General features: G+C 68.4%; 10 protein-coding genes and 2 rRNA genes. 8 read left to right on the top strand and 4 right to left on the bottom strand.

Going from position 1 to position 16913, the window contains the following annotated elements; all coding sequences use genetic code 11:
• Positions 1-57 precede the first annotated feature (57 nt).
• The 5 genes from DFP74_RS00060 (at position 58) to DFP74_RS00040 (ending at position 6971) form a co-directional block, all read left to right on the top strand.
• Entirely contained in the window at positions 58-975 is a 918-nt protein-coding gene (locus tag DFP74_RS00060; protein ID WP_121179815.1) for a sirohydrochlorin chelatase, read from the top strand.
• Positions 976-1240: 265 nt separating this feature from the next.
• A complete protein-coding gene (locus DFP74_RS00055; protein WP_233570737.1) occupies positions 1241-4585 on the top strand; it encodes a nitrate- and nitrite sensing domain-containing protein in 3345 nt (1114 codons plus the stop codon).
• Positions 4575-5036, top strand: coding sequence for a DUF742 domain-containing protein (locus DFP74_RS00050; RefSeq protein WP_121179814.1), 462 nt, complete (start codon positions 4575-4577; stop codon positions 5034-5036). Before DFP74_RS00055 ends, DFP74_RS00050 begins: the two co-directional genes overlap by 11 nt.
• Before the next feature lie 100 nt (positions 5037-5136).
• Positions 5137-6354, top strand: a complete 1218-nt coding sequence (gene lhgO, locus DFP74_RS00045; RefSeq protein ID WP_121179813.1) for an L-2-hydroxyglutarate oxidase — start codon at positions 5137-5139, stop codon at positions 6352-6354.
• Positions 6355-6473: 119 nt separating this feature from the next.
• Positions 6474-6971 (top strand): hypothetical protein, encoded by a 498-nt coding sequence (locus tag DFP74_RS00040; RefSeq protein ID WP_199725419.1) that lies wholly within the window; start codon positions 6474-6476, stop codon positions 6969-6971.
• Positions 6972-7140: 169 nt separating this feature from the next.
• Here the strand turns inward: DFP74_RS00040 and DFP74_RS00035 are convergent, their stop codons facing one another.
• The 4 genes from DFP74_RS00035 to DFP74_RS00020 form a co-directional block, all read right to left on the bottom strand.
• Entirely contained in the window at positions 7141-7839 is a 699-nt protein-coding gene (locus DFP74_RS00035) for an HNH endonuclease family protein (protein ID WP_121179811.1), read from the bottom strand.
• Between the two features lie 127 nt (positions 7840-7966).
• Positions 7967-8545 (bottom strand): permease, encoded by a 579-nt coding sequence (locus DFP74_RS00030; RefSeq protein ID WP_121179810.1) that lies wholly within the window; start codon positions 8543-8545, stop codon positions 7967-7969.
• 136 nt (positions 8546-8681) lie between these two features.
• On the bottom strand, positions 8682-9275 hold the full coding sequence (locus DFP74_RS00025; protein WP_121179809.1) for a TetR/AcrR family transcriptional regulator: 594 nt from the start codon (positions 9273-9275) through the stop codon (positions 8682-8684).
• Positions 9268-10077: an alpha/beta fold hydrolase gene (locus tag DFP74_RS00020; protein ID WP_121179808.1), complete on the bottom strand. Its 810-nt coding sequence runs from the start codon at positions 10075-10077 to the stop codon at positions 9268-9270. Before DFP74_RS00020 ends, DFP74_RS00025 begins: the two co-directional genes overlap by 8 nt.
• Positions 10078-10322: 245 nt before the next feature.
• Here DFP74_RS00020 and tyrS point away from each other — a divergent pair, with 245 nt between their 5' ends.
• From tyrS to DFP74_RS00005, 3 genes are all read left to right on the top strand, one after another.
• Positions 10323-11624 (top strand): tyrosine--tRNA ligase, encoded by a 1302-nt coding sequence (tyrS, locus tag DFP74_RS00015; RefSeq protein ID WP_121179807.1) that lies wholly within the window; start codon positions 10323-10325, stop codon positions 11622-11624.
• 940 nt (positions 11625-12564) lie between these two features.
• Positions 12565-14097, top strand: a 16S ribosomal RNA gene (locus tag DFP74_RS00010).
• 343 nt (positions 14098-14440) lie between these two features.
• Positions 14441-16913, top strand: a 23S ribosomal RNA gene (locus DFP74_RS00005); the annotation flags it as partial.

Below are 16913 nucleotides of genomic sequence, written 5' to 3'. Positions count from 1 at the left end.
GGCAGTGACCAAAGCTGTGAACTGGGCACCCCATCCGCCTCTCATCTGAATCCTGGTATGCGAAACTCTGATCGACTTCCTCCACGTGAACTGCCCAAGCGGCGTTCGGGCCGACACCGCAACCCCCTGTCGTTCGACAACTGGTTCGGAACGCCCGCACTGATCATGGCGGTCCCCGGCACGGCCGAACAGGCCAGGGGCGCCGACGGCGGGTCGATCGGTGAGCGCATGGCCGACCTGGTGCGGGCCTACCGCCCCGAGGTCACCATCCGCCACGGCCACATCGAGGGTGACGAGCAGTCCCTGGACGAGGCCCTCGCCGGTCTGGAGCGGTCCGAGGGCCGCCCCCTGGCCGGAGTGGTCGTCCCCCTGGTCACCGCACCGCACAACGCGATGTCGGCCGCCATCGACTCGGCGGTCTCCCGCGCCCGCGCCGACGTACGCGTCACCGAGGGCCTGGGACCGCACCCGATGCTCGCCGAGGTCCTGCACCTGCGCCTGGCCGAGGCCGGGTTCGTCCGCGCCGACCGCATGCGCCTGATCAGTGTGGTGGCGCGCAACAACACGATGGCGGACGGCGTCGTCGTGGGCGCGGTCGGCGGTGAGGCCGCCGCCGGTGCCGCCGGTGTGTCCGCCGTCCTGCTGGCCGCCCGCCTCGGCCTGACCGTGCTGCCCGCCGACCTGGAGAACCCCGCCGCCATCGAGCAGGTCCTGGACCAGCTGCGGCAGGGCGGGTGCCAGCGGCCGGTCATCGCGCCCAGCGCGCTGGGCCCGGAGCTGCGCACCGCCGAACTGGAGGAGCTGGCCGGACGCTTCGGCGCCCGCCTCGGCGCCCCACTGGGCGCCGACAGCCTGCTGGGCAAGATCGCCGCGCTGCGCTACGCCGAGGTCCTGAACTCCCTCGGTGTGGAACAGCCGCCGACCGCCGAAGAGCTTCCGGCGCCCGTCGGCTCCCGGCACCGGCCGGAGTCCTGAGACCGCGACACGCCGACTCCTCACGCCATCGAGGGCCGCCCGTTCCACGGGCGGCCCTTCGTGTTGTGACCGGTGCGACCTGCGCGTTCAACGCGGCGTGATGTCGCGTAACACACGGTGCGTCGCCTTGGTCTCCCTTGATGGATAACTACTTGTGATTGTTTGACAGCGTACGGCAATGTTTTTTCGATAGCCTCGTCACGACCACGAGCCTCCGGGCCTCCTACGAGGACATGCCCGGCACCCGCTCAGGCTGGAGGGGACCATGCGCAGAAACCGCGACCACGCGTCCACGATCCGCGGTCAGCTCACCCGCATCGTGCTGATCCCGAGCCTGTGCTTCCTCGCACTGTGGCTCGTGGTGGCGGCCGTCGGCACCGTGCAGGCGGTCCAACTCATGGGCGACGTCGGACGCGCCGCCGAGGGCACCGAGACCTTCTCCCGTGCCGCGACCGAACTGCGCGACGAACGCCGCGACACCCTGGTCCACCTGGGCCGGAGCGAGAACGAGGGCGCCGGCGACCAGGCCGGACCCGACCTGGGCGAGCAGCGCGAGAGCACCGACGCGGCCGTGGCCGAGGCGGTCGCCCTGGCCGAACGGCTCCGCGACGCCCAGGACGACGAGGTCGAGCGCAGCGCCGCCACCGTCGCCGCCGCCCCCGAAGCGCTGGCCGAGACGCGCGAACTGGTCGACGACCTCGCCCTCGACCGGGAGGAGGCGCTCCTGCGCTTCGGGGAGCTGATCGACGGCGCCGAGTCCGCCATCACCGCGCTCGTCCACACCACCGACGGGGGAGAGAACCTCACCGACGCGGTCCTGACCCGCGAACTCATGGGCGCCCACGACGACTACGCCACCGCCGACGCGCTGTTGGCCGGAGTGATCGCCGGCGGGGAGATGAGCTACGAGGAGACCGCGCACTTCACCTACCTCACCGCCTCCTACCGCTCCACGCTCTCCACCGTCGCCCCGACCCTGCACCCGTCGCTCCAGCGCCGCTACGAGTCGATGACCGGCCGCGAGGGCTGGCGGCAAGCCGAAGACCTCAGCCGCCAGGTCGTGACCCGGACACCGATCGTCGAGCGCGACCCCGAGGAGGGACCGCCTCCCCTCGGAGAACCCGACGCCCAGTGGAACACGCAGGTGGGCATCGGCGCCACGGCGTGGGACGAGGCCTCGGCCGCCTCGTCCGCGCACCTGGGCTCGCTCGCCCTCTCCCAGGCCGAGCGCACGGTGGACCTGGCCTGGAGCGCGGCCCTGCTGCGCGTGGCCCTCGGCGTGGCCGCGGCGGTGGCCACACTCGTGGGCGGGGTGGCCGCCATCTCCGTGGTCAGCCGGTCCTCGCGCCGCCTGACCGACCGCCTCGTACGGCTGCGCTCGCAGATCCTGGACCGCGACGACGACCTGCCCGACATCGTCGAACGCGCGCAGCGGGGCCAGAAGGTCGACGTCCAGGAGGAGCTGCCCCCGCTCGACGACATCGGCAGCGACGAGATCGGACAGGTCGCGGAGGCCTTCGACTCCGCCCAGCTGACCGCGGTGGAGGCCGCCGTACGCCAGGCCGAGATCCGCCGCGGCGCCAACCGGGCCTACCTGGGCATCGCCTTTCGCAACCAGAACCTCGTCCAGCGCCAACTGCGGCTGCTCGACGAGATCGAGTACAACGAGCAGGACCCCGAGGCACTGCGCCGGCTCTTCCGCCTCGACCACCTGGCGACCCGGGCACGGCGCTACGCCGACAACCTCATCATCCTGGGCGGCGGCCAGTCGGTGCGCCGGTGGCGCCAACCGCGTCCGCTGGTGGACGTGCTGCGGGCCGCCATCGCCGAGACCGAGGACTTCGACCGGGTCCGCCTGACCTCCGCGCCCCGCGTCCTCATGCACGGGCAGGCGGTCGCCGACGTGGTCCACCTCCTCGCCGAGCTGGTGGAGAACGCCACCCAGTTCTCCCCGGCGGGCGCGCCGGTGGACGTCAGCTGCGCACCCGTGGTCGGCGGCCTCACCGTGGAGGTGGAGGACCGCGGCCTGGGGATGTCCGAGCACGGCTACGCGGCGGCCGAGCGCACGCTCACGCAGCCGCCGGAGTTCGACGTCATGGAGCTGCCGGAGGACCCCCGCCTGGGTCTGTTCGTGGTGGCCAGGCTGGCCGAGCGGCACGGTATCCGGGTCTGGCTGAGGCCCTCCTCCTACGGCGGGACCAGGGCCACGGCGCTCCTGCCGGAATCCCTGCTCGAACCGGTGGAGAGCCCCGTCCCGGTCTCCGCCGCGCCATCGGGCGGCCACGAGGCATCAGGGGGCCGACCGCGGCCCCCGGCCCCGACCACAGGACCGCAGACGTCCGTGGCGCACGAGGGTGCCGAGTCCGCCGGCGGCCCCCCCAGGCCCGTCCACGGTGCTCCCGACGTGACCGGTCCCCAGCAGCGGGTGGGACAGGGGGCGGAGGGGGTGCCCGCGGGTCCCGAAGCGGGCGCTCGTTCGAACGGTGCGTCCACGGGTCCGCAGTGGTCGGTGTCGGTGACGGGGCCCCAGCAGCAGGTGGGGCAGGCATCGGAGGGGATGCCCGCGGTTCCCGAACCGGGTGGTCATTCGAACGGGCAGTCCACGGGGCCGCAGTGGTCGGTGTCGGTGACGGGTCCCCAGCGGGGTGTGGGTGGCGGGGAGGGTGTTCGTCCGGGTCCCGCGCACGGCGCCCGTCCGAGCGGGACCCCGTCGGGCGCGCCACAGAGCGGCCCGCAGCCGCACGTGGGCCGCGGAGCGGACGGAGCCCTCAGCGGGGGCGACGTGCTCGGGCTCTCCGGTGACCGTTCGGTGACGGGTCCGCAGTGGTCGGTGTCGGTGACCGGTCCTCAGCAGGGTCTGGGTGGCGGGGAGGGTGTTCGTCCGGGTCCCGCGCACGGCCCCCGTCCGGGCGGAGTCCCGTCGAACTCCTCGCAGAGCGGCCCGCAGCGGCCGCTGGACGCGGGGCGCGGCCACGGTCCGGAGCACGCCGAGCGAGCGATCGGCCCGCCCCAGGCGCCGGTGACCGGCCCGCAGCGGCCGGTCGTGCCCGGCCCGGACGGGGCCGGGGCTCCGGGCGACCCCGGCCGAGCGCCCTGGCCGGGAGACCGGCCCGGTCCCGCGCGGCCCTGGAACGGGGCGGACGACCCGGCGCCGGCCGGCCCCGGGCACTCCGCCCGCCAGCGCGACCTGCACGCCCTGGTCGCGCTCTCCCAGGCCCAGACGTCGAGGGGCCGGGGCGCGCGCCAGGCCCCGGAAGGGCCGACCCACGCCGATCCGCACGGTGACGGACCGCCCCAGGCGGCCGCGAGCGGCCCCCAGCGCCCCATGCCGCACCACGGCCCCGCGGGTCACGAACCCCGGGGTACCGCCCCTGCCCCCGTGCCGCCGTACCAGGTGCCCGACCCCTCCACCGGCCCGCGCGCGCCGCTGCCCAAGCGGGTGCGTCCGTCCTCCGCGCCGCCCACGGGAGCGCAACCGGTGGTCGCGCCACCCGGTTGCGAACACCCCGACCGGCCGTACGACACCCACGCGTCCCGGCCCACTCCGCCCGACGGCTTCGGCCGGGTCCTCGCTCCCGACACACCGCCGGAGGCCCGCGATGAGAGGTGACGGCGCCCACGCCCGGCCCATGATCGGCCACGTTCCCGCCCAGGCGCCCGCGGCCGAGCCCAGGCTCCCGGAACCGCCCGCGGCCGCCGGCGAGGAGGACACGGAACGGTTCCTGCGCCCCTACGCCGTGGAGGCCGGAACGGGCGGCCGCTCCACGGCGCGGACGAGCGAGCCCCCCGACGACCTGGACATGCTCACGCTGATCGTGGCGGCCCGACTGCCCGGCGAACACGAAGCGCTCCAACCCGAACGCGCGACCATCCTGCTGCGCGCCGTCCACGCCCGCACCCTCGCCGAACTCGCGGCGGAGGTGCGCCTGCCGATGGGGCAGGTCAGGAGCATGGTCGCCCGGATGATCGCCGACGGCTCCCTCCAGCGCTGCGGGCCCTCCCGGCCGCTGGAACGCCAGGACATCCTGCACGCGGTCCTGGTCGGCCTGCGCTCCCTGTGAGCCGTGCGGCCCGCGCCCATGGGCCCACGCGAACGGGGGGCGCGCGGACGGGCCCGGACCCGCGAGCCCAGGCCGCCGCCCGAGTTGCTAGCGTGCGCCCATGCGCAGCAGTGAACACATCGGCGTCGTCGGCGGTGGCATCGTCGGCCTCGCCCTGGCCCGCCGCCTCCTCCTCCAACGCCCCGGCGTCCGCGTCACCGTCCTGGAGAAGGAGGACCGGGTCGCCGCCCACCAGACCGGACACAACAGCGGGGTCGTCCACGCCGGCCTCTACTACAAACCCGGGTCCCTCAAGGCCACCCTGTGCCGCCGCGGCGTCGGCCTGCTGCGCGAGTACTGCGCCGAGCACGGACTCGCCTACGACGAGGCCGGCAAGCTCGTGGTCGCCCTCGACGCGCAGGACGAGGAACGGCTGGACGACATCGAGCGCCGGGCGAAGGCGAACGGCGTCCCCGGCGTCACCCGGCTCGGCCCCGAGGGCCTGCGCGAGATCGAGCCCCACGCCGCCGGCGTCGCCGCCCTCCACTCGCCCACGACCGCCATCACCGACTTCGTGGCCGTCGCCGAGCAGCTCGCCGACGACGTGCGCCGGTCGGGTGGACGCGTCCTGCTCAACACCCCGGTCCTGGATCTGCGCCAGCAGGACGACGGCGTACGCGTCCTGACCGGTGACCCACTCGGTGAACGACGGATCCACCGCTTCGACCGGTTGGTGGCCTGCGCCGGCCTGCAGAGCGACCGGCTCGCCAGGATGGCGGGGGCCGGACCCGATCCGCGCGTAGTCCCCTTCCGCGGGCACTACCACGAACTCGTGCCCGAACGCCGCCACCTCGTGCGGGGCCTGATCTATCCGGTGCCCGACCCCCAGTACCCGTTCCTGGGCGTGCACCTGACCCGCCACGTCCACGGGGAGGTCATGGCCGGGCCCAACGCCGTGCTCGCCACCGCGCGCGAGGGCTACGGCTTCCGCGACCTGGACAGGGCCGAGTTCGCCCAGACCCTCGCCTGGCCCGGCTTCTGGCGTCTGGCGCGGCGGCACTGGGCCACCGGAGTGCGCGAGTCCCTGGTCTCCGCCTCGAGGACGGTGTTCGCCCGTCAGGCGCGGCGGCTGCTGCCGGAGATCACCGGCGCGGACCTGCGTCCGGCGCGGGCGGGCGTGCGGGCCCAGGCCCTGGGCCGCGACGGCGCCCTGGTCGACGACTTCCGGGTGGACGCCCACGGCCGTGTGGTGTGCGTGCGCAACGCGCCCTCGCCCGCGGCGACCTCCGCGCTCGCCATCGCCGAGTACCTCGCCGACACCCACGTCCCGCCCCGCTGAGGTGTGTCGGAACGGGGTTGTCCACAGGTTGGAGTTCACTCTGGAACTGGCCCCCGACCCGACCGACCATGGAGATCAGGTGGTTCGGGAGGGACCCGCGACCACCGTCGGGGGTGACCATGTTCGTTGTTCGGTGGGCCACGGTGGCGCTTGCCACCGCGCTCGTGCTCGTACTCACGGCGGCCGCGGCCGCCACCGACCCACGAGGGGGAGAGTTGGACGGCTACGCGATCGGGCACCTGCCCGACCAGATCGACGACCGGACCGAGGTCTCGGACTTCACCTACGAGTGGGAGGACGTGGCCTTCTCCACGCGCGTGTGGGAGCGGACCCTGGAGGGCGGGGGAGCCCAGGTCGTCCTCCAGGTCCTCGTCCTGCGGGGCGCCAGGCTCACCGACCTGTCCGCCGTGCGCGCGTTCCTCGCGGAGTACCACGAGCGCTCACCGGACACCTGGGCCCTGAGCACGTTCGACCACGACGGGGTCGAGGGGCTGCGCGGCGAGACGGAGGCCTTCTGGTGTCCGGAGGCGGGGGTGGCGGTGGAGGTTCGAGACGCCTTCGGGCTCCTCGGCACGGACGAGCTCCTGGCGACCGCGCGGGGGGTCCGTCCGGAGTGACCGGTGCGCCGCCGCCCGGCGGGCCGCGTCGGGACCGAAGACCGGGGCCCGGGGGCGGCCCGAGCCGGTGACCGGGCACCGCATATCGGGGGCCGGTGACCAGCGACGGTCCGAGTCCGGGGATGCCGAAGGGCCGGCCGCGGCGTTCGCGCGACCGGCCCCCGGGGCCTCAGCAGCCGGAGAGCACCTCGCGCAGCGCCGTCTCCTCGTCGGCGTCCACGGTCAGGTCCCACACGTGCTTGACCTCGATCCACGCCGCGACGTAGTCACAGTGGAAGTCCTCGTTCGGCGGCATCCAGTCCGAGGGGTCGGAATCGCCCTTGGACCGGTTGCTGGACGCGCTCACCGCCCACAGCTGGGGTGAGCGTTCGAGGTCGTTGGCGAACCGCTCCCGCTCCTCGGTGCTCCAGGCGTGCGCGCCCGAACGCCAACCCTCCTTGAGCGGCACCATGTGGTCGATGTCCAGGTCACCGCCGTCGGTGAAGCTCTCACCGTCGTAGATGCTGTCCCAGGTCCCCGACACCGCCCGGCACTCGTCGTCGGCCGTCACGTCCTGGCCGTCCCTGGCCAGGACCGTCTCCCGGGTGTTGCAGGCTCCCTCGACCGTGCTCCAGTGGGGGAACAGTGCCCGGTCGTATCCGGGCGGATCGTCCTCGTCCTCGATCCGGATCTCGTCCAACCACGCCAGGACCTGGTCGGCGTCGGAGGCGGAGGCCGCGGCGTCGTTGGCCCGCACGTCGCCTCCGGAGGAGTCCAGGCTCTCCAGGTCGATCACGCCCAACTGGTGGAGGACGAAGGCGGCGACCACGAGGACGCCGACCACGGCGGCGGCGAGGCTCGTACCTCTGGGGGATGGTTTCTTGGGCATAGGGCACTCCAACACTGCTGTTCGTTGCACGCGGGCGGGGGCCGTTCCGGCTCCTCAAGCTTGGACCATGACCAGCGGTCACCGAAACGGTGCCAGGGGTCAGGGCCTCGTCACCGCGCGGCATCGCTCAGGAGGTGAGGTCGAAGACCAGTGACCCCACCAGCAAGAGCGTGATCCCCGCGCTGTAGCCCCAGGCCCGGCGGCGGCTCGGCGTGTCGCGGAGGGCCCGCCAGGTGTACAGAGCGGCGCCCACCACCACGAGCGCCCCTTCGAGCGCAGCCGCCACCAGGGGGATCTCCCACAGACCCAGCCCGATCGAGGGCAGGCCGCCCGCGCCGCCCGGAAGGATCGCGATGTCGGGTCTGTGCACGACCAGGTCGAGCACCCAGTGGCTGAACACCACCGCGCCCAGGACCGCGCCCGCGTCGCGCCCCCACCGATCGCGCAGGAACAGGTGCACCAGCACGCCCACCAGAACCGCCAGCACCACATTGCTCACCAGGGCGTGCGTGAAGGGCGCGTGGATCCACATCGAGCCGTAGCCGGACAGGCCGGGCTCGGCGGCCTCCATGCCCTCGGCGCCCGCCAGGACGAGGGGGAGGAAGAGTACGTCGGGGAGTTGGGTCGCCACCAGCAGCGCGCCCATGGGCAGTGCCGGCCGCCAGGCCTTGACCATGCCCGCGATACCGAAGTGTCCGGCCAGCATGAGGTACCTCTCTCGTCTTCGTCTTCGTCGTCGTGCCGTCGAATCCGCCCGCCGGCGGGGGCACGTTCCCCACCGGGTTCCGAGGCGGCACGGTGCTCCGGCCGCACGGCCGTCACCGGACCGCCCCGGGACGTCCTCAGCCGTCCCCGGCCCGTGCCGCGGTGTCGTCCGGCCAGCTCTCGAACGCGCGCACGAACCCCTCGACGAGGAGCCGGTAGCTCTCCTCCAGGTCCTCCGGCAGCTTGAACCCCTCGTTGGCCTCCAGGTGCACGAACCCGTGCAGCGCGCTGCGCAGCGCCCGGATCGCGTGGACCGCCTGGCCGTCCCCGATCCCGAAGCCCCGCAACACCGCCGCCAACACGATGACCGGACCCGCGGCCGCGCGTTGGGCCTCCTCGTCATCGGCCCGCGGCGCGCGTTGCAGCGCGGCGTAGCGACCGGGGTGGGCACGGGCGTAACCGCGGTAGGCCGCGGCCACCGCCCGCAGGGCCGGAGCCCCGGCCTGCCCGACGGCCGCACCGCGCAGGACCTCGGTCAGTTCGGCCGTCCCCAGGAGAGCGACCTCACGGCGCAGCGCGGCCAATCCGTCGACGTGTTTGTACAGACTGGGCGCGGCCACCCCCACACGCTTGGCCAGTGAGGCCAGCGTGAGCGCGTCGAACCCCTCCTCGTCGCACAACCGTGCGGCCTCCTCGGCCACCACGCGCGGGGTCAGCCCGGCCCTAGGCATCGGCGCCGACCCGCGCGATCAGACGCAGCACGCCGGTGGCGACCACGTCGGGCCGCTGCGACTGGGCGTAGTGCCCGCTCTCGGGCACCATCTCGACCGTGCCGCCGATCACTGAGGCGGCCCATTCCGCCTCGGCGCGCGGGTCGGGCCAGTCGGGGTCCAGCTCGCCCACCATGACCACGGCCCTGGCTGTGAGACCGGGAGCGGCCAGGACCTGCTCGTTGGGTCCGAAGATGGTCTCGCGCACCGCGCGCAAGCGGTCCGCGGGGCGCAGCATGGCCACGATGCGCGCCTTCTGTTCCCGGTGGTTCCGGGGTGTGCGTCCCTTGTGGAGGCTGTCGTAGAAGGCGGCGACGGTCCATGGCGCCCAGGGGCGGGAGACCAGGAGTCGCTGGAGAAGGTGCATCGCGGGGCCCGTGGGGGCGACGCGCAGGAACGGGCTGAGCAGCGCGATGCCCGCGACGAGGTCGGGGCGCTCCATCGCGGCCATGGTCACCGCCGCTCCGCCGAAGGAGTTGCCGACCATGACCACGTCGCGACCACCGAGTTCCTCGGCGAGGGCGATCGCGTCGGTCGCCGCGGCACGGTTGGTGTAGGTCCCGAACGTGGTGTCGCTGTCGCCGTGCCCGCGCAGGTCCATCACCGCCACCCGGTGACCGGCGTCGGCCAGCCTCTCGGCGACGCACCGGAAGGAGGCGCGGTGGTCGAACATCCCCGGTACGCAGACCACCAGGGCCCCGTCGTTCCCGTCTCCGAAGAGGTCGTAGGCGATCCGGCCCTGGGGGCGGTCGAGGTGGCGCATCGGGATCTCCTCCGGTTTTGATTAAGCTCTATAGCCAAGAAGCTATGGCAATTAGCCAAGCCCGTCAAGAGCCCCGCCGCCCGGCCATCGCTGCGTGCTCCGGCCGGCGCGGGCGACGCACGTGTGACCAGCGTTCCGGGCAGCCGATAGCGTGGAGGAAAACCGGGTGATCCGCCGTGGGCACCCGGCCTAGACTGCTAGGCAGATCGGGCCACGGGCCCGCCTACACGACAGAGAGCAACTCAGTGACCGACATCATCGACGAACTCCAGTGGCGCGGCCTGGTCGCGCAGACGACCGACATTGACGCACTCCGCAAGTCGCTCGCCGATGGTCCGATCACCCTGTATTGCGGATTCGACCCCACGGCGGGCAGCCTGCACGTAGGCCACCTCACCCAGATCCTCACCCTGGCCCGCTTCCAGCAGGCCGGACACCGTCCGATCGCCCTGGTCGGTGGCGGCACCGGTCTCATCGGTGACCCCAAGCCGTCGGCCGAGCGCCAGCTGAACACGGTGGACACGGTCGAGGGATGGGTCGGCAACCTGGCCGGGCAGCTGTCGCGGTTCCTGCGCTTCGCGCCCGAGGACGGGCAGGCTGCCCCGACCGACGCGATCCTGGCCAACAACCGTGAGTGGCTCGGCGAGATCAACGCGATCGAGCTCCTGCGCGACGTGGGCAAGCACTTCAGCGTCAACCAGATGCTCGCCCGCGAGACCGTGCGCAGCCGCCTCGACGGCGAGGGCATGAGCTACACCGAGTTCAGCTACGTGCTCCTGCAGTCCTACGACTACGTCCAGCTCTACCGGCGCTTCGGCTGCACTCTGCAGACCGGCGGCTCGGACCAGTGGGGCAACATCACCGCCGGTCTGGACCTGGTGCGCCGGATGGACGGCAACAAGCCGCACGGCCAGGCGCACGGGTTGACCACCAACCTGCTCACCAAGGCCGACGGCACCAAGTTCGGCAAGACCGAGACGGGCACCGTCTGGCTCGACCCCGAGCTGACCTCGCCGTACGCCTTCTACCAGTTCTGGTTCAACGCCGACGACCGTGACGTCGTGCGCTACCTGAAGGTGTTCAGCTTCCTCAGCCGGTCGGAGATCGAAGACCTGGAGCGCCAGACGCAGGAGCGTCCCCAGGCCCGTGCCGCGCAGCGCGCCCTGGCCGAGGGACTCACCACGCTGGTGCACGGCGAGGAGGAGTGCCGCAAGGCCGTGGCGGCCAGCCTCGCCCTGTTCGGGCGTGCGGACCTGTCCGAACTGGACGGACGCACGCTGGACGCGGCCCTGGCCGAGGTGCCCCGGACCGAACACGGGGGATCGGTGGCGGACCTGCCGTCGGTCGCCGACCTGTTCGCCCAGTGCGGGTTGACGCCGAGCAAGTCCGCCGCCCGACGCGCCATCCAGGAGGGCGGGGCCTACGTGAACAACGTCAAGGTCACCGACGTGGAAGCGCGGTTGGGCGGCGAGGACGTGCTCCAGGAGCGTTTCGTGGTCCTGCGCAAGGGCAAGCGCAACATCGGCGGAGTCATCCTCACCGGCTGACACAGGGCGAACGCCCGAGCCGACCGGTCGACGGGGTCGGTGCACTCACGGGTGCACCGGCCCCGTCGTCGTCCGGGGCGGGTCGACGGTGGTCGAACTGCGTGCCGGTGACGCCGGCCGACCGCGACGAGCGGCGAGGAAAGAGCCGGGGGAAGAATTTTGCTGCGGCTTGTGCGTTTCGAGGGGGAATCCCCCGGGCATGACGGTGGTTGGTAGACACAAGAGCCGACGCGCAGACGCGGTCCTGGTGTGAGGATCGCGCCCGTCCCAAGACCGAGCAGCCGCCCCGTACGGGCGCCGAGGTCCCGGGCCGCGGGGGATCGACCCCGCTCCGGGCTCTGATTTGACGTCTGCTCACAAGCGACCTAGACTGGGTCGAGTCGCCACGGGACGGCGAGCGACTTTCGAGTCCGCTCAGCACCGGACCGCGATCGCATGAGAAGTCGAAGCATGGGTCGTTCCGCGACACCCAGACACTTTTCCAGCCGCACTGGTCCGAGCACTGATTCGGTTCCGGTAGGCTCGGGGAGTTGCTTCAAAGGCCGGGCCAATTCGCCGGGTCGGAAGAAGCGAAAACGGGCTTTACCCCGATCAATTGCTCCGAAACCGCCGATTTGGCGGGGCACGGAACACCTGATAAAGTAAAGACACAACGAAGCGAACAAGCCGCTCACAGCGGTGGAAACGCAGACAAGACAGCCTTCCACGGAAGAGCGAACGGTCCGGAAACGGCACCGGGGCTTGTACGGGATGAGCGGTTGCTTCTTGAGAACTCAACAGCGCGTGTTTGAATTTCTTTAAGCCATGTTTGTTTTGGCCCCGTCACACTTCGGTGTGAAGGGTTCCTTTGATTGGCCATCGCAAGATGGTCGGTCAGGATTACTTCTAGGTTTACCCGCCCAGGTACCGTCCGCGGTGGCCGGGTTAGGGTTGTATGACCTTTATGGAGAGTTTGATCCTGGCTCAGGACGAACGCTGGCGGCGTGCTTAACACATGCAAGTCGAGCGGTAAGGCCCTTCGGGGTACACGAGCGGCGAACGGGTGAGTAACACGTGAGCAACCTGCCCCTGACTCTGGGATAAGCGGTGGAAACGCCGTCTAATACCGGATACGACCGGCCACCTCATGGTGGACGGTGGAAAGTTTTATCGGTCAGGGATGGGCTCGCGGCCTATCAGCTAGTTGGTGGGGTAAAGGCCTACCAAGGCGATTACGGGTAGCCGGCCTGAGAGGGCGACCGGCCACACTGGGACTGAGACACGGCCCAGACTCCTGCGGGAGGCAGCAGTGGGGAATATTGCGCAATGGGCGAAAGCCTGACGCAGCGACGCCGCGTGGGGGATGACGGCCTTCGGGTTGTAAACCTCTTTTACCACCAACGCAGGCTCCACGTTCTCGTGGGGTTGACGGTAGGTGGGGAATAAGGACCGGCTAACTACGTGCCAGCAGCCGCGGTAATACGTAGGGTCCGAGCGTTGTCCGGAATTATTGGGCGTAAAGAGCTCGTAGGCGGCGTGTCGCGTCTGCTGTGAAAGACCGGGGCTTAACTCCGGTTCTGCAGTGGATACGGGCATGCTAGAGGTAGGTAGGGGAGACTGGAATTCCTGGTGTAGCGGTGAAATGCGCAGATATCAGGAGGAACACCGGTGGCGAAGGCGGGTCTCTGGGCCTTACCTGACGCTGAGGAGCGAAAGCATGGGGAGCGAACAGGATTAGATACCCTGGTAGTCCATGCCGTAAACGTTGGGCGCTAGGTGTGGGGACTTTCCACGGTTTCCGCGCCGTAGCTAACGCATTAAGCGCCCCGCCTGGGGAGTACGGCCGCAAGGCTAAAACTCAAAGGAATTGACGGGGGCCCGCACAAGCGGCGGAGCATGTTGCTTAATTCGACGCAACGCGAAGAACCTTACCAAGGTTTGACATCACCCGTGGACCTGCAGAGATGTGGGGTCATTTAGTTGGTGGGTGACAGGTGGTGCATGGCTGTCGTCAGCTCGTGTCGTGAGATGTTGGGTTAAGTCCCGCAACGAGCGCAACCCTTATTCCATGTTGCCAGCACGTAATGGTGGGGACTCATGGGAGACTGCCGGGGTCAACTCGGAGGAAGGTGGGGACGACGTCAAGTCATCATGCCCCTTATGTCTTGGGCTGCAAACATGCTACAATGGCCGGTACAATGGGCGTGCGATACCGTAAGGTGGAGCGAATCCCTAAAAGCCGGTCTCAGTTCGGATTGGGGTCTGCAACTCGACCCCATGAAGGTGGAGTCGCTAGTAATCGCGGATCAGCAACGCCGCGGTGAATACGTTCCCGGGCCTTGTACACACCGCCCGTCACGTCATGAAAGTCGGCAACACCCGAAACTTGTGGCCTAACCCTTCGGGGAGGGAATGAGTGAAGGTGGGGCTGGCGATTGGGACGAAGTCGTAACAAGGTAGCCGTACCGGAAGGTGCGGCTGGATCACCTCCTTTCTAAGGAGTCTTTCAAAGGCCAACTCTTTCCTATGGTTGGCCGGACTCGAAAGTGGACCCGGCCGGTACAGGTTGTCTGTGCTGGTGTCGGGAGTGGCTTGAAGGAATCGAACTTTGCCCCTGGTGACTAGAAGCGCCAGGGGGCGCGCTGTTGGGTGTCTGAGGAAGCAACCTCGACCATCGGACCTTGTGGGTCTGGTGGTTGTGTTGTTTCCCGCGGACCGCCTCTGAGAACTCTCAGGTGCCATCGGGACGAGGATCTCGTTTGGTGTGAGTGGTGTCGGGGTGTGCGGTTGGTGTTTTGATTTGTGAATAGTGTGCGCGAGCATCTTATTATCTGTAGTGGCCAAGTGATAGTGGCACACGGTGGATGCCTTGGCATCAGGCGCCGATGAAGGACGTGGGAGGCCGCGATAGGCCACGGGGAGCTGTCAACCGAGCTTTGATCCGTGGGTGTCCGAATGGGGAAACCTAGCCCGAGTTGTGTCGGGTTGCCGCACCTGAATGTATAGGGTGGTTGGTGGTGACGCGGGGAAGTGAAACATCTCAGTACCCGTAGGAAGAGTAAACAAAAGTGATTCCCCTAGTAGTGGTGAGCGAACGGGGAAGAGGCTAAACCGTATGCGTGTGATAGACGGCAGTCGTTGCGTGTGCGGGGTTGTGGGGCGCATCTTTTCGGGTCTGTCGGCCCGGAGCGCTGATGCTGGTGATAGTTGAATCCGTTGGGAAGCGGAACCGTAGTGGGTGAGAGTCCCGTAGACGAAGTTGCCGGCTAGGTGTTGGTGTGTTCCCGAGTAGCGCGGAGCCCGTGAAATTCCGTGTGAATCTGGCAGGACCACCTGCTAAGCCAAAATACGTCCTGATGACCGATAGTGCACTAGTACCGTGAGGGAAAGGTGAAAAGTGCCCCGGTGAGGGGTCGTGAAATAGTACCTGAAACCGTGTGCTGTCAAGCCGTCAGAGCTGAAGCTTGTCTTTGGTGATGGCGTGCCTTTTGAAGAATGAGCCTGCGAGTCATGGTGTGTGGCGAGGTTAACCCGTGTGGGGTAGCCGTAGGGAAACCGAGTCTGAATAGGGCGTTTGAGTCGCATGCTGTGGACCCGAAGCGGAGTGATCTACCCATGTCCAGGGTGAAGCGGGGTAAGACCTCGTGGAGGCCCGAACCCACCAGGGTTGAAAACCTGGGGGATGAGGTGTGGGTAGGGGTGAAAGGCCAATCAAACTCCGTGATAGCTGGTTCTCCCCGAAATGCATTTAGGTGCAGCGTCACGTGTTTCTTGCTGGAGGTAGAGCTACTGTTTGGCTGATGGGCCCTACAAGGTTACTGACGTCAGACAAACTCCGAATGCCGGTTAAGTTAGAGCGTGGCAGTGAGACTGCGGGGGATAAGCTTCGTAGTCGAGAGGGAAACAGCCCAGATCATCAGCTAAGGCCCCTAAGCGTGTGCTAAGTGGGAAAGGTTGTGGAGTTGCCCAGACAACCAGGAGGTTGGCTTAGAAGCAGCCATCCTTTAAAGAGTGCGTAATAGCTCACTGGTCAAGTGGTTCTGCGCCGATAATGTAGCGGGGCTTAAGTACACCGCCGAAGCTGTGAAGCTCAAGACTTGTTCTTGGGTTGGTAGGGGAGCGTCGTGCATCCGGAGAAGCTGCCGAGTGATCGTGTGGTGGAGGTGTGCGAGTGAGAATGCAGGCATGAGTAGCGAAAGCAACGTGAGAAACGTTGCCGCCGATTGACTAAGGGTTCCTGGGGCAGGTTAATCCGCCCAGGGTGAGTCTGGACCTAAGGCGAGGCCGACAGGCGTAGTCGATGGATAACGGGTTGATATTCCCGTACCCGTGCACGAGCGCCCAGTACCGAGGCGACGGATGCTAACCACGCCGGCTCCTTCTGAGACTTCGGGTCGAGGTTGTGGCTGGTCTGGGAACCGATGTTGTAGTAGGTAAGTGATGGGGTGACGCAGGAGGGTAGCTCTACCCGGCCGGTGGTTGTCCGGGGGTAAGCGTGTAGGCCGGTGTGTTGGCAAATCCGCACACCGTGAGGCTGAGACGTGATGCCGAGCCGTTTTCGGTGAAGTGAGTGATCCCATGCTGTCGAGAAAAGCCTCTAGCGAGTTCGTGTGTGGCCAGTACCCTAAACCGACGCAGGTGGTCAGGTAGAGAATACCGAGGCGTTCGGGTGAACCATGGTTAAGGAACTCGGCAAATTGTCCCCGTAACTTTGGGAGAAGGGGAGCCCTGTCTGGTGATGGTCTTTACGGGCCTGAGCTGGGTGGGGTCGCAGATAGCGGGGGAAGCGACTGTTTATTAAAAACACAGGTCCGTGCGAAGTCGTAAGACGCTGTTATACGGACTGACGCCTGCCCGGTGCTGGAACGTTAAGAGGACTGGTTAGTGGTTTCGGCCTGCGAAGCTGGGAATCTAAGCGCCAGTAAACGGCGGTGGTAACTATAACCATCCTAAGGTAGCGAAATTCCTTGTCGGGTAAGTTCCGACCTGCACGAATGGCGTAACGGACTTCCCCACTGTCTCAACATTGGGCCCGCGTGAAATTGGCACTACGATAAAATTGCTCGTTTCGCGCAGCAGGACGGAAAGACCCCGGGACCTTCACTATAGCTTGACATTGGTGTTTGGGATGGTTTGTGTAGGATAGGTGGGAGCCTGTGAAGTCGTCACGCTAGTGGCGGTGGAGGCGTTGGTGAAATACCACTCTGACTGTTTCGGGCATCTAACTTTGGACCGTGATCCGGTTCGGGGACAGTGTCTGGTGGGTAGTTTAACTGGGGCGGTTGCCTCCCAAAGAGTAACGGAGGCGCC

The sequence above is a fragment of the Nocardiopsis sp. Huas11 genome, from assembly GCF_003634495.1.
Classification (GTDB): domain Bacteria; phylum Actinomycetota; class Actinomycetes; order Streptosporangiales; family Streptosporangiaceae; genus Nocardiopsis.
This window is presented reverse-complemented; position numbering and strand designations above follow the sequence as displayed.

What these genes read in the sequence shown, in the direction of transcription:
- DFP74_RS00060 (WP_121179815.1), top strand. Translation starts at nt 58, where the DNA reads ATGCGAAACTCTGATCGACTTCCTCCACGTGAACTGCCCAAGCGGCGT.
- DFP74_RS00055 (WP_233570737.1), top strand. Translation starts at nt 1,241, where the DNA reads ATGCGCAGAAACCGCGACCACGCGTCCACGATCCGCGGTCAGCTCACC.
- DFP74_RS00050 (WP_121179814.1), top strand. Translation starts at nt 4,575, where the DNA reads ATGAGAGGTGACGGCGCCCACGCCCGGCCCATGATCGGCCACGTTCCC.
- lhgO (WP_121179813.1), top strand. Translation starts at nt 5,137, where the DNA reads ATGCGCAGCAGTGAACACATCGGCGTCGTCGGCGGTGGCATCGTCGGC.
- DFP74_RS00040 (WP_199725419.1), top strand. Translation starts at nt 6,474, where the DNA reads ATGTTCGTTGTTCGGTGGGCCACGGTGGCGCTTGCCACCGCGCTCGTG.
- DFP74_RS00035 (WP_121179811.1), bottom strand. Translation starts at nt 7,839, where the DNA reads ATGCCCAAGAAACCATCCCCCAGAGGTACGAGCCTCGCCGCCGCCGTG.
- DFP74_RS00030 (WP_121179810.1), bottom strand. Translation starts at nt 8,545, where the DNA reads ATGCTGGCCGGACACTTCGGTATCGCGGGCATGGTCAAGGCCTGGCGG.
- DFP74_RS00025 (WP_121179809.1), bottom strand. Translation starts at nt 9,275, where the DNA reads ATGCCTAGGGCCGGGCTGACCCCGCGCGTGGTGGCCGAGGAGGCCGCA.
- DFP74_RS00020 (WP_121179808.1), bottom strand. Translation starts at nt 10,077, where the DNA reads ATGCGCCACCTCGACCGCCCCCAGGGCCGGATCGCCTACGACCTCTTC.